This window comes from Sphingobacterium sp. UT-1RO-CII-1, from assembly GCF_026711005.1.
Taxonomy (GTDB): domain Bacteria; phylum Bacteroidota; class Bacteroidia; order Sphingobacteriales; family Sphingobacteriaceae; genus Sphingobacterium.
Genome location: NZ_JAPPVJ010000001.1, coordinates 380,123 through 393,629, shown reverse-complemented (window position 1 = coordinate 393,629; position 13,507 = coordinate 380,123). Strand labels below are relative to the sequence as shown.

Below are 13,507 nucleotides of genomic sequence, written 5' to 3'. Positions count from 1 at the left end.
ACTTGTTAACTTTCTACTGAGGAGACAAGATTATCTTTTACTATTAACAAAAAAAGCTGTTTGAAGTTTAGTTTTTACGTTTAAAAATCGGAACAGTAGAGCAGGGTTCACCATACATGATCGTTTTGCTTACTTTACTTAATGCTGTTGTGAACTTTACAAATGCTGATTCGGGGATAAAAATATCTCCACAGCCTTTTACGACTATTCTTTCATCCTGAAACTGACTGTAATCAATTGTATTAAGTGCTTCATTAAATATGAAGTTGCGTACTTGCTCTTCATTTCCGAAATGCACAGATTCGGCATACGGTTCTAGTTTGTTTGCTAGCAGCATATAAGCCCATACGGGCACGATAGCATCAGTAGAACAAATTATTCCGATGTGTTTGCCTTGGTACTGCGACCAATCATGTTCTTTAATGAAAGCTCTAAAGTCTTTTTCTTTCAGGAGTAATCCATGAAATAGATTATCCTTAATGTCGTATATAGCAATATCCTTTTTTGGAGCATAATCTGCTAGGTCTATTGTTATTAAACCACTTTGAGCAACCTTGTTGACTATGTTTTCTTGGATGTCCATATCTATTAAAATGAAAAAAGCCGGGCATAGTTGCCCGGCTATAAAGTTAATGAAATAATTTTAATAGAACCTCACACGGTTGTCATCTATAGATGCATTATTTTGTAGGGCTTGGAATACTGAAGACCAAGCTCTTTGTGTTTTTGTAGTTTGTAGTTGTTTTCTCTGTTCATTGAGGTCGCTGCCAACTAACTCTGCTGGGTTAACAAAACCGTTAACCTGAACAGCGTAAACACCTTGTGAGCCTTTAACTGCTTTTGATAGTTTGTTTGGCTGTAACCCAAATGCTGTGCCTATTACCGCTGGTTCTAGTGCTACACCTGGTAATACAGGGTTTGCTAAAACAACGTTTTCTGCTTCAACTGCATTTTTACTTAGCTTCTGTGCCACTTGGTCAATAGAAGAGCTGCCATTTAACGCGTTGTTAAGCTTTTCTGTTAACATTTTAGCTTTTACTTCATTTCTTACCTGTGGCTCTATTTGTTTTTTAACAGCGTCTAAGGATAAAAGTCCTTTAGGCTGTACGTTTACTACGCGCGCTACGATATAATGCTGGTCTGATTCGAATATTTTATCAGCTACTTCACCTTGTTTTGCTTCGAAAGCCCAACGTACTAAGTCTCGAGGTACGTCTGTGCCATTGAAATTATTATCCATGGCTACAGCACGCTCTATATGCTCTAATTTTAAGCTTTGTTTTGTCGCTGTTTCAGCAAAGTTTTTACTGTTGGCTTCAGCGAAGAAATTACTTGCTTTTGCATATACGGCATCAGTTGTTGCTTTTCCACTATTGATGGTTTTATCCACAATAGCTGCTTTTACAATTTTTGAATTACCTATTTGTTTTTCAATTTTGACGATATGTGTTCCGAAACGGCTATTTACAATGACAACATCTCCTGTTTTTGCTGAGAATACAGCCTCATCAAATTCAGGTACCATTTGTCCTCTAGGGAATGTACCTAATTCGCCGCCATTTACTTTGCTGCCTTGATCTTCACTGAACTGAATAGCTAGTCCAGCAAAACTTTCACCTTTATTAATCAATGATTTGATGGAGTCTGCTTTGGCAGTAGCTTTATCAACACCACCTTCAGCAGTTGTATTTAATAAGATATGTGATGCTTTAACAGAGTCTGGGCTAAATTTGGCATCTGTTACTTTCGCAATTTCGTATACACCGTTTGATAAGAATGGGCCCACAGTTGTGCCTACAGGGACATTGAAAATTACCGAGTCTAATGCTGGGCTCACTTGTCCTTTACGAAGGTATGTATATGGGTATTGGTTGTCTGAGTTGATAGCTGCAAACAAGGAGTCTGTTGTCGATGTTGTTAGTTCAGCTTTCAATTGATCAATTGTTGATCTGGTCGCAGCTGTATCGTTTGCTGTAGGACTAGCATCAAATACTACATACTCGATAGAACGAGACTCTTCAGGGTTTTTGAACCCGTTTTTATGTGCATCATAATATGCTTTGTAATCTGCATCTGATAAGTTGATTTCCGAATCTTTGATAGATGAGTAATCTAGCATTACGTATTTGAAGTTTGCTAACTTGTTACGCTGTATGTAGTCTTCGTTTGCTTCAAGAGAAGTCACATATATGCTATTGCTTACTAAATTTGTATATTTCTGGTTTAATCTTTCGCGACGGATGTTTTCTAACAACATTTCCCATTGCTGCTTCATTTCCGCTGTTCCTTGCGAAGAAACTTGTGAAATAAAGTTATTAAGTTGGCTTCTATCGAAAGTTCCTGTTTCGGGGTTTGTGAATGCCTGTACGATTTGCTGTGATGGGTTTGATCCAGTTACTAATGAGTTTAACTCATCTTTGCTTACGCTAAGGCCGATTTTATCGATTTCTTGTTTTAAAAGTTCCTGCGATATAAACTGGTTCCATACTTGTTGTACAGCGTATGTTCTGATTTGTGGTGAGGCAGCTCCTCCCATCTGTTGTTGATACATCGCTGTTGTTTGCTCGACATTCGCATTAAATAATTGATAGTCGATGCTTTCACCGTTGATGTTACCAACCTGATTTTGACTTTTCATCCAGAACGGAGTACCATAGTTAATGATATCCCCTAATAAAAACGCAACAATTGCTAAACCGATGATGGTTACTACCACTCCGGCACGGTTTCGCAAATAGCTCATTAGTCCCATAATTTGTATACTGTATTATATATTGTAAATGTCTTGTTAGTTATTAATTGACCATTATTAAAAACAAGGCGCAAGATACAACTTTTATGAAAAAAAAGTATAAAAAAACAAAGCTCTTGTTAACTAATTTTAATTATTAGCATGTATATAAGCTGTTTTTCTTCGAATATGCAGAATAATCTGATCTTTTTAGCTTTATTATTTGCTGATAAGACCGACAAGCTTAACGCTTCCGCATATGTTTTTAGTGGTCGAATGTTGTGATGGTTTGACGTTGCTGAACTATATTTTAATTACCGAAAGTAGGAAACTGGCTGTCTCCCGATGGGATGTAAACTGCTGTTGCGTTTTGACCATCTATCTTTTTGAAACCTGCATCCGATATAAAAGAGGTCGCATGAAAAGAGCCCCTTCCGTCTTTAAAGTCAAAGGAAATGGGGACGGTATTGTAATAGATATTTTTGTCCTGGTCGTAGAAAAGCTCTTCTGTTTTGATAATTCCTCCATCTGGGGTTGTAACAACGACATTTTTTCGCAGCTCAGTGAGGTTTGTATTTATGCGTTGTACGCCATAGTCAGCGACTACCTTTTGAGTTTGTTTTCCTTCTTCATCAAATAAAAGTATCACTAACCCTTTTTGAAATTCTAAAAGGCCTATGCTATCTGGGTATTCCCGCATTTCGGGGCTTGTCAATTCTGCTTTTACTACTGCAGAGTCGCTGTAAGTAATAATCACATCGTTTGATATATTGACCTGTTCTTCTTCTTGTATGTTTGCCACTTTGGCTACATCCCGCAGATCGTTTTCACAGGAAATACTAACTACTGTTAATAATAATATTAGCGGTAGCAGTAAAACCTTTGATTTATGACGGGTGAAGATACTAGGCATATTATTATTCTAAGCTTCGACGTATGAACCAGGTATCATTAATAGTAAAGCCGAGATTGATATTAATGTATCTTTCTCTAACTAGGTTGTTAGATAGGGTGCCCCGCTGTCCAAATTCTGCTGAAATATTCACCTGAGAAAATGTGCGTCCGAAGTTTGTTTCAGGTAGGGGTAAGCCTAAACCTATACTGATAGCCATATCGTTTATACGTTGGTTTTGATAGGTGATAGGTGTTTTTTCATAGCGAAACCCTAAACGGTAATCTACTTGGTTAAGGTAACGATATGAGGTGGGGTCAGGCTTGACCTGTCCACCAACAGCAAAACAGTAGCTTTTGTCCAATTGATTTTCACCTTGGCGTACTTGGTATTTAGACCAATCGGCATATTTGAAGTCAGCGCCTATCATCCAGTTAAATCCTTTCGATAAGGTAAAGCCTACATTATGTTTTAAAGGTAGATTGATTTTACGGCGTCCTAAAATGTTGTTTTCGGTTGTGTCTAGCGGTGGCGCTTCATAATCTTTTTCAAAGCCTGGTTCAAATATAGTAATCATTCGACTTCCTTTTGCCGTAATCTGATTATCTAATGAGCCAGAGTAGCCAACTGTTAGGTTATATCTACGGCTGATGGATTTACTATATTGAACACCATAATCAAAAGTGACGCCACGTATGTTTCTACGTTCTTTATTTTCGGTATAGTATGCTCCTAAGTTATTAGGAAATTCTACACGGGTGATATCGTATAAGTTTCCGAATAGAAAGCCGACATTAGCACCTACGCTTAGACCTTTTATTGGTGATACCCCATAGCCAAAGAAGGCTTTATTCAAACCACCTTCACCAAGCTGTAATGCTTTATATTTTAAGCTGTCAATAGATTGGTTTGCGGCAGCGGAATAACCTACATCAGAATAAGGCATCAATCCAAAAGCTAGTCCACCAACTTTATCCAGAGGAATACCTACTGCGATGTGTCCGAAAGCGAAGTCAGCCGTATTATCACTTGCATTGTTTTTTGATAGCTGCGTCATGTTTCCATAAAATCCGGCTTCTAGCACAGTTCTATTCAATGAAGATAATGAGGCTGGGTTAGCTATATTTAGTATAGGTAGACCATTCAAGTAGCGTACACCTGTGGCTATTCCACCCATTGCGCGGGTTTGTGGTAATAAATCTTCTCGCATCTGGCCAAGCCCAAATTGGGAATAGGGTGAATGCGAAGTCGATTTCTGAGCGAAAGCAGTGGGGATATTAAAGATACTAACAACTAAAAGTAGTTTTATTGTTATTTGGGTAAACTTTCCTATTGAATGTCTATACATATACATACGTGTTACATTTTAATCAACTAAGCTCAGATCACTCATGACTTTAGGCTATTAGCTACAGTTTATGCTATCCGTTGGACGTTTATTAAAATGATTACTTTCTAAAAATTTGTTACAAAACTATCTAATTTTTAATTATTCCTTTAGTTCTATTTGTTAAAAAAGGTTAACCATCTGTTGTATAGTTGATTAAACCAGTTGAAAGTATACTATCGTAATGAGTGTAATCAGATATAAGGTTTCATACACCCATTTTGACTTTGAATTGGTGTAATAAAAAGCCATATAGATGGAAACAGCAGGTATACAGAGTAGAAAATGGTTTATTGTAATATGATCACTTAGGTAAAAAGACCCAAATGTTAATAAAATCATAAAGAACAATAACTGGATTGACTTTCTAAGGTGTACGATACTTTTATAAAAATGGTCTTTTAAAACAAAAAGAAAAAAAAGCAATGTGATAACTATCGGTATTACGACTATGTAGTCATAAGAGTTTAACGATAGTTCGGTTGGGAATGCGTAACTAAGAGGGGCGAATATTTTAATAAATTCAGGGGTTCTATCCAGCCAGAAATATACAACTCCAAGCAGGAAGTAAATAGTTGAAAAACCCAGTATAGAGCTTGCCCATTCTCGCCAGTTAAACGGTCTATAGATGATCAATCCAAACCATACGAGCAATATCATACTCATGAAGGGAAAGTATATTAGACTCCCTAGAGCCACAATCATTCCTAAGTCAAACATCAGGGCTTTAATGTCAGCTTGTTTGTAAATGCTGAAAATTTTCTCCAACATCCATATCGCTAGAAAGCTACATATTAACGGTGGTGACAATACTAGGAATGAAGGAAATAAACTAACTAGTGTAATAAACATCAGGGCTCCCAAAAAGTTGGGCTTTCCTAAGAATATAAATCGTGAAATAATGCGGTTGAGAAAAAAAGCTTGTAGAAGTGTCAATATCAGTGTTACTGTGATATTTGATACTGGGTTTAATCTAGCGCCGATTTCGAGACCTATGAGGTTATGTATAGCGGGTTCAAAAAGGATAGGCGTGATGTCTTCGGGTAAGTTTATGAACATGCCTATACATAAAAACAAACTTATAACCGACACCCATAAAATATTTATAGGTGTAAATTTACGGTGTTGGTTTATAATCATGTAGCTATACTTGGTAAAAGAACTTTATAGAAGCTTTTGTCAAGCAATTATTTTTCCTCCAGTTTTTTTATTTTTCTATCCAATAAGAAAAGGTAAACGCCTAATATTGCAAAAATGGTCAACAAGACCAATACCACCACGTATATTTTACCAGAGCTTCTTAACTCGGTTGCCATTTCAAATTTATCTTGAGCAAATAGGCTGATGTTAATCAGTAGTAAAGCGAAGGAAATTATTGTTTTTTTCATCATCAATTTTCTAATCTATTTGATTTTTTTTGTTCTCAATTAATCGTAGTCTGTAGCGTAATGTAGCTATCCATACACCTATTAGTGTCCATCCTATTACTGCCGAATAAAATATAGGTCGCATGTTGTTATTCATGTCCAGGTCGCCAAAGGTTCCGTTTCCACCACTTCCCGGGTGCAATGAATCTGTTAGTTTTGGTAAGATATAGATTAAGACAATCATAATCGGGAATGCGAAAATATTGTATATGGCTGATATTTTTGCTCTTTTTTGTTCTTCTTCGAGCGCATTTCTCAGTACAAGATAGGCGAGGTACATTAGTGTTGCTATTGCTGAGCCGTTCAACTTAGGGTCATTGGGCCATGGTTCTCCCCAGGTAATATTAGCCCAAAGCATACCTGTAAGCAGGCCCATAAAGCAGAACATAATTCCTGTATTTACTGCTTCTACGGCTATGAGGTCATGCTCTGTTTTGCCCGAGCCTAAGTATTTTATACTATATATTACTGAAATAAAATATAAAATGACCATACTTGCCCACATGGGGACGTGGAAATATACGTTACGTATGGTTTCATGTAGTAGAAAGAGTGAGGGGACAGGTCCTAATAGTCCGGCAACGATTGTTCCACCCACTAAAATGAGTGCTAAAATTTTCCACCAAGATTTTCTCATGTTTGAAAAATAAATATATTAATCTCGCCAAAGGTAAGGAAATAACAACAAAGATATGGCAATAGTAATCACATTAATTGCCAGCAGAACGAGTATTTCTCCAGTACTTATTGCCCTATCTAATCCATTCATTGCATTTTGTGACAATTTAATTAATACAATTAATAATGGGATGATAACCGGAAAGCTTAATACAGCCATTATGGTGCTATTGTTGCCAGTTTTGGCACTTATACCCGACACCATTGTAAAAACGGAGGCAAAGCTCATACTTCCGAGTAAGACTGCTACAAGATAAAGTGTAGGGTCACCGATTGGGGTATTGAAAGTTATGGAATAGCTTGTAAAAGCAATGATAGAGAGCAATATCATCACTAATGTGTTATAGATAATTTTGGCTAAGATTACTGCCTTCGGGTTGGCTATGGTATAGTAGTAAAGTTGGCGGTATGGGCTTTCCTGAACAAAGCTTCTGCTTATGGCATTAATGCTTGCAAATAAGAGAATGATCCAAAATAAAGCATTCCAAACGAGTGTGTCTACAGATTTGAACGCCTGATAGCAAACAAACACTGTGGACACAACGTATAGTAATATGCCGTTTATGGCATATTTTGACCGCCATTCCAGTACAATATCTTTATAAACGAGTGTCTTTACCTGTTGTAATAAGTTCATGCCGAACAAACTTACATAAATTCCTTTTATGTGCAATGCAAAGGTTTTGCATATAAAAGAAATTTATGCGTCAGTTCTTAAAGAAATTGTACACGTTGGGTGTGTTATCCAAGCTCTGATTTTGCATCAGAAATGGCTTTTTCTGCTCTTTGTGAAGCCTGTGAAACCGCACTACTTGCTTTATCAGCTAACTTTTCTGCTTGTTCCACTGCTTTCCCTTTCATTTTGTCAAAATCTTCTTTTGCTGACTTTGCCAATTTTGCAGCTTTTTTTGCCTCTTTTTTTGAAGTTTCTTTGATTGATTTTGTCAAACTTTTAACGCCTTCATTTGCCCGTTCTAATTGACGTTTCCCATCTTCAGTACCTAACAAATAATAGGCAGCTGTTCCAATTGCTAGTCCTAATAATGCAAAGGCTACTAATCCATTTTTGTTTTCCATATCCATTTGTTTTAAATCTTATACAACTATTATCTACAACAATATACGTAAAAAAAAGTTTTATATTCTTTTATTGTTTATGAAAATTCAGCGACAGCAAGATAATCTGTTTATAAATGGTAAGGAAAGGAGCTGATTTTTTTAGAGAGAGAAGTTGTTGGGTATATAGCGCTTTTCTTCCTGTGTTGCTTACAGACAGGAAGAAAAGCATGGAGTATTTTATTATATTATGTCTCGGTTGTTGTTTTTTGTGCAGATTGTAACGCATAAAGGTGCTGGTATAGACCGTTGTTTTTCGCCATAAGTTCCACGTGGTTGCCGATATCGGAAACTTCGCCGTTTTCTATGACAATGATTTGGTCGGCATCTTTAATTGTACTTAATCTGTGTGCAATGATGATGGATGTTCTGTTTTTCATTAACTCTTCTAGGGCTAGCTGCACTAGTCTTTCTGATTCTGAATCCAATGAAGAGGTTGCTTCATCTAATATTAATATGGCTGGATCTTTCAGTAATGCACGTGCAATGGCTATGCGTTGACGCTGCCCTCCGGACAGTTTTACTCCTCTTTCACCTACTAGCGTATCATATCCTTGCGGGAAAGACATGATAAAATCATGTGCATTGGCGCGTTTGGCAGCCTCGATGATATCTTCTGCGTCTGAATTTAGACGTCCGTATCCAATATTTTCGCGTATAGTGCCACCAAACAGGAGTACATCTTGTGGTACAATAGCCACTTGGTTACGGATGTCTGTTAAAGAATAGGCCGTATTTGGCTTGCCATCATAGGTGATAGAGCCTGAGGTTGGGTTGTAGAATTGAAGAATAAGCGAGGCGATTGTAGATTTTCCGGTGCCACTGGGGCCAACAAGAGCCACTTTTTCTCCAGCTCTTACATTAAAGGAGATGTTTTTCAGTGTAATAATGTCCGGTCGTGAAGGGTAGGAGAAGCTAACATTTTCAAAGTTTAAATTACCCTGTATTGTGTTGGTAATCGTGTTATTGTCTTCTGAGATAACGATTGCTTCGTTTTCTTCTTCCAGCAGATCCAGTACCCTTTCGCTTGCGCCTACCGAACGCTGTATATTCGCATACAGTTCGGGCAAACTGCCCATAGAGCCGGCCACGAACATTGAGTATAAAATATAGGTTGTTAAATCGCCAACAGATATTTCGCCTCGTGCTACTAACATAGCTCCATACCATATTACAACGATAACAGCGCCGAATATGCAGAAGATAATAAACGATGCAAAGAAGCCTCTGTATGTAGCGCCTTTCACAGCTATACGTACTACTGCATCTAATTTGTTGGAGTATCGTGTGGCTTCGTGATACTCATTGACAAATGCTTTAACATTGCTTATGCCGAGTAAGGTCTCTTGTACAATGCTATTGGAGTCGGCCAGTTCGTCCTGTGCTTGTTTAGAAAGACGGCGTATGAAACGACCAAAAATCATAGCAGTGACGATGATCACGGGCAATATGCATAGGTTCATCAGTGCTAGTTTTGGTGATACAAAAACTAAAAGTACGATACCAAAGGCTAAACTGATTGTTTGGCGGAGTACCTCAGCTAGTGTTGAGGTAAGGGTGTCCTGAATCTGAGCCAGATCTGATGAAATGCGGCTATTTAGCTCGCCTACACGTCGGTTGGCGAAAAACTCTATAGGTAGTGTTATTAGTTTATAGTACGTTTCTTTTCGAATGTTTGCTAATGTTTTTTCGGCAATTTCTACAAAAAGTCTAATTCTCCCGAAAGAGACTATGGATTGAAATAGAAGTATATATAAGGATATAGAGCCAATAGTAATGACGTTAGGCGACAGCCACTCGTAGGTTTGTCTTCCCTGTGCTGCATCAATCATTGCCCCCAGCAGTGCCGGAAAAGTAAGCATGCTTAAACTCGACAAAACCAAACATACCATACCTATTATAAATTTTGTTCGGTAAGGCTTCAGGTAGGAAAAAATCCGGAGTGATTTTTTCAATAAATCCTTGTTTAGCTTTGGTTTTGGTAAATCGTCCGACTGTGTGTTACCACTATTCAATCTTGCTCTCGCCATTCAATACTTAAGTTAAAGATTCAAAAGTACGGTATTAATTATTGAAGGTTATCACTCTTGCGTCACATTTTTTTCTCACTACGCTTATATATTCTTATGATAATTAAAAATTGGAGTACAACTACTGCGATTAACCCGTATAAAAGAGCTTGTTTATTTGTGAGTTGTTTCTGCTCGGAGGTTGTATCTGCTAGTAATCTGTCGTTTTCTTCTCGCAACTTGGCAATGGTTCGCATGTGGGCTGTAATCTGTGTGTCATAGCTTGACGCTAAGGACGCATTGTGGTCGCTTTCGTAATCTTTAATGTCAAGTAGTTTTCGTGTTTCATTCAAAATTCGGTTATCGGCTAAAATGATTTCCCGTAGGATATCGATCGACTTCTGCATGTCTTTCTTTGTCTTAAAAACTCCGAATATGCCGGTCTTCTGTTTGGTGCTTATTTCAAAATCGCCAAATCGTTTCTTTCTATTTTCAAGTAGCTCATTGACCCGCTTGCGCTGTTGCTCATAGTTTTGAGAGTTTAGAGCAGTATCAGCCTGTGTCCAACTGCGGCTTTGTGGCATGAAGATGAAAAGTAGAAGTGCTGTAAATAGGGTGTGTTTGTAAAACTGCATAGCATACTCCATGCAGCAAAGACAGTGCCTTTTTGTGTTAAGCGTCTATGAATTCTATCATGATAAATTCGTCTTGCTGTAAACCCAATAAGCGGCTCGCATGCCCTTTATTGATTGCAATTTCTAGAAAATTGCTGATACCGAATAGGCAGAGTTTCTCGCCTTCTGGCACTTCATTGTAATGCCAGCTTAAACGGTTTATAGATTCGTTTCTTTTGAAATGAAGTCTAAAGCTACGCCCTTTTTGTACTTCATCGAACAGTTCTTTACTGATATTGCTGATGACATTGCCAAAGGAGTCAATGTATGAGACATGGCCTTTTATACTGTTGGCATCTACCAATGGTTGTACAAGTACTTTCTTTAAAGGAGTTGTTATGGGCTGTCCAATTTCTGAAAGATCGCCCCCCCGTGCGATATGGCATGCTGCTTTTGTTAATATGTCGGCCAAAGGGAAATGCAGGTACCGCAAATCTTGCATAATGTCTATCTCGTAGAGTTCCTGAGCTTCTTTATCGCCCAATATAATGCTGAATATGCCGTTATCTGCACCTACAAAATAGTGTTCTTCAAATTTCATCATCGTGTAGTGCGCCCCTTCATGCAAAACTGTGTCTATGCCGATGAGGTGTACTGTGCCTTTAGGGAAATAGTGGTAGGCACTGCGAAGCACTACAGCAGCACGTTGAATGTCAAAAGAGGGAATTTCATGCGTAATGTCGACTATACGAACATTGGGCAATTGCGAGATGATGCTGCCTTTTAATGCTGCTTGGTAAAAGTCGCGGTGTCCTAAATCTGTTGTCAGTGTAATTACTCCCATAGAAACTGTATCCTGCTAAAGATACTAAAAACGATAAATATTCATGTCCCCCCTTTTTTGTTGTTGTCAGAGTCAGCTCACTAGGTTAAGATAAAAGAATGATTATCATTAACGAAAGTGAGTGTAAATACCTGTAGAAAAAAATGGGAATACAAAGGTAGCAAAAGAAAATACAATAATTTTCAGAAGCGGCTGGAAAATTCGAATCTGTTTCGTTGTCAGTACAGTATCTTGAAAAGAAAGTTTTCTCTAGTAAAGAACTATAAAGTCGTCCGTCTTGATTACCACCAAATTATATTGTTTTCAACAATTTCAAAAGGTCTTTCTAAGTTGTTCTTAAATTCTGATTCATTGACAATCTTATATAGTGTTGTTGAGGGGACGTCATGAAAAATAAGGCTATCTGTCGTACTTTGTTGTCTATGCAGCTTTTCCCAATTGCCATCATTTTTTATATAATATAGCGTATACCAGCTATTTGGGCTAACATAGGCCTCTGATCCATCATTGTATTTGTTTATGTTTATTTTTTGTTTGTTTTTCTTATCGGGCTTTATTTTTTGGATTCTACCGTTTTCATCTTGATAAATAACTTCTGAAAAAACGTTTAGTTTTTCATTTTCTACTACTGCTATACGGTATAGTATATTGGCAGTCATTTTTGGAAATATCAGGCTTCCCTTTTCATTTTTAGCTACATCGATAGGTTTCCATTCGCCGTAATTATATACACATACATAGGCATATTGTGCATTCTTGTATGCGTCAGGTAAGTCATATTTTAAGTTGTACGCCAGTGTATGTTGATCAGTAACATCAATGAAGAAGTCGTTTTTTAAAAAAGAAGGGAAGTTTGGGTCGTTCTCTACGCCCAAAGCGACGTATTTTTCTGAATAATTACCTTGGTAAAAAGCAGTTCTTCTTAGCACTTTTGCAGCTTTCCTAAGGAAGTTTTTATGCAGTGTAGTTACATTTGTCCGTAGGTGCCCTGTAGAATCTAAGCTGACAAAATCGGAATGGCTTCCATTTTTGCTTCCCCAATAAGGAACGTTGTCTATTGTTGCTGGTATACCTGCTGCTCGCATAGCGTAAACAAATAACCGTGAGATTCTAAAACAATCACCTTTGTCCGAGAATAAAATTTCCGATAAGGTAGGGTATTGACTTCTTGGTATATGCCCTTCATCGTAATAATACCATGAGTAAATGTTATCAGCAATTAATTGAGCTGCATTTTCTACTGTATTATCACTTGTCTTCTCCAGAGAGTCTAACATTTTTTGTTGTTTTTGATAAAAGAAAGTTCTCCAGTTGTGGGGTATTTCATGGTCTATTTTATAAGGCATCACATAATTTATATATAGGTCTTCAGGTACTTTCTTTGCCCAAGTATACCTTCTGCGCAGTTGTAAAGCGTGCTTTATTTCTTGGGCGATTTCTGCAGCTGTTATTAAATCTTTATCCTGATAGGGCGTCGAAGAAAAATTAAGATTTTCTTTATTTAAATAGCGGAGTAAACTCGAATCAGTGCCGAAATCTGAATAGTCAATGTCAATTTTCTCACCATCTTCATTGACAAGTCCGTTTTTTAATGAGTATGTTTTATAAAATTGGTTTTCCAGTTGCTCTATAAATTTATAGGCAAGCTGTTTATCTTCTTCTGGATAATCATGCTCATAGAGAAATTTCCAATCGATTGCCTCATTTTGTTTTTTACAGCCTGTGCTTATAAAACCAATACTGCAAATAATGAATAGGCACTTTTTTAACCTAGTAATTTTTTTATAAAAAGTATTATTCGACATCATT

Annotated in this window: 13 protein-coding genes; all 13 read right to left on the bottom strand. The window is 37.4% G+C overall.

Going from position 1 to position 13,507, the window contains the following annotated elements; translation table 11 throughout:
* Positions 1–67: 67 nt before the first annotated feature.
* Positions 68–583, bottom strand: a complete 516-nt coding sequence (locus ORI89_RS01580) for a DUF2480 family protein (RefSeq protein WP_268228668.1) — start codon at positions 581–583, stop codon at positions 68–70.
* Between the two features lie 60 nt (positions 584–643).
* Entirely contained in the window at positions 644–2,743 is a 2,100-nt protein-coding gene (locus tag ORI89_RS01575) for a SurA N-terminal domain-containing protein (RefSeq protein WP_268228667.1), read from the bottom strand.
* A 298-nt stretch (positions 2,744–3,041) separates the two neighbouring features.
* Positions 3,042–3,644 (bottom strand): LPS export ABC transporter periplasmic protein LptC, encoded by a 603-nt coding sequence (lptC, locus tag ORI89_RS01570; protein WP_268228666.1) that lies wholly within the window; start codon positions 3,642–3,644, stop codon positions 3,042–3,044.
* Positions 3,645–3,648: 4 nt separating this feature from the next.
* Complete coding sequence (locus ORI89_RS01565) at positions 3,649–4,977, bottom strand: hypothetical protein (RefSeq protein WP_268228665.1); 1,329 nt, start codon at positions 4,975–4,977, stop codon at positions 3,649–3,651.
* Positions 4,978–5,166: 189 nt separating this feature from the next.
* Entirely contained in the window at positions 5,167–6,150 is a 984-nt protein-coding gene (locus ORI89_RS01560) for a beta-carotene 15,15'-monooxygenase (protein ID WP_268228664.1), read from the bottom strand.
* Between the two features lie 47 nt (positions 6,151–6,197).
* The gene (locus tag ORI89_RS01555; RefSeq protein ID WP_326494298.1) at positions 6,198–6,401 is read right to left on the bottom strand and encodes a CcmD family protein; all 204 of its coding nucleotides are present in this window, start codon (positions 6,399–6,401) and stop codon (positions 6,198–6,200) included.
* Positions 6,402–6,408: 7 nt separating this feature from the next.
* Positions 6,409–7,074 (bottom strand): cytochrome c biogenesis protein, encoded by a 666-nt coding sequence (gene ccsA / locus ORI89_RS01550; protein ID WP_268228663.1) that lies wholly within the window; start codon positions 7,072–7,074, stop codon positions 6,409–6,411.
* Between the two features lie 18 nt (positions 7,075–7,092).
* Positions 7,093–7,752: a heme exporter protein CcmB gene (locus ORI89_RS01545; protein ID WP_268228662.1), complete on the bottom strand. Its 660-nt coding sequence runs from the start codon at positions 7,750–7,752 to the stop codon at positions 7,093–7,095.
* Between the two features lie 104 nt (positions 7,753–7,856).
* Positions 7,857–8,192 (bottom strand): hypothetical protein, encoded by a 336-nt coding sequence (locus ORI89_RS01540; RefSeq protein ID WP_268228661.1) that lies wholly within the window; start codon positions 8,190–8,192, stop codon positions 7,857–7,859.
* 227 nt (positions 8,193–8,419) lie between these two features.
* Positions 8,420–10,261, bottom strand: coding sequence for an ABC transporter ATP-binding protein (locus tag ORI89_RS01535; protein WP_268228660.1), 1,842 nt, complete (start codon positions 10,259–10,261; stop codon positions 8,420–8,422).
* Positions 10,262–10,323: 62 nt separating this feature from the next.
* Positions 10,324–10,875 carry a hypothetical protein gene (locus ORI89_RS01530; RefSeq protein ID WP_268228659.1) on the bottom strand — a complete coding sequence of 184 codons (552 nt, stop codon included), beginning with the start codon at positions 10,873–10,875 and terminating at the stop codon, positions 10,324–10,326.
* A gap of 37 nt (positions 10,876–10,912) precedes the next feature.
* A complete protein-coding gene (locus ORI89_RS01525; protein ID WP_268228658.1) occupies positions 10,913–11,698 on the bottom strand; it encodes an SAM hydrolase/SAM-dependent halogenase family protein in 786 nt (261 codons plus the stop codon).
* 281 nt (positions 11,699–11,979) lie between these two features.
* Positions 11,980–13,506: a transglutaminase-like domain-containing protein gene (locus ORI89_RS01520; RefSeq protein WP_268228657.1), complete on the bottom strand. Its 1,527-nt coding sequence runs from the start codon at positions 13,504–13,506 to the stop codon at positions 11,980–11,982.
* Position 13,507 lies beyond the last annotated feature (1 nt).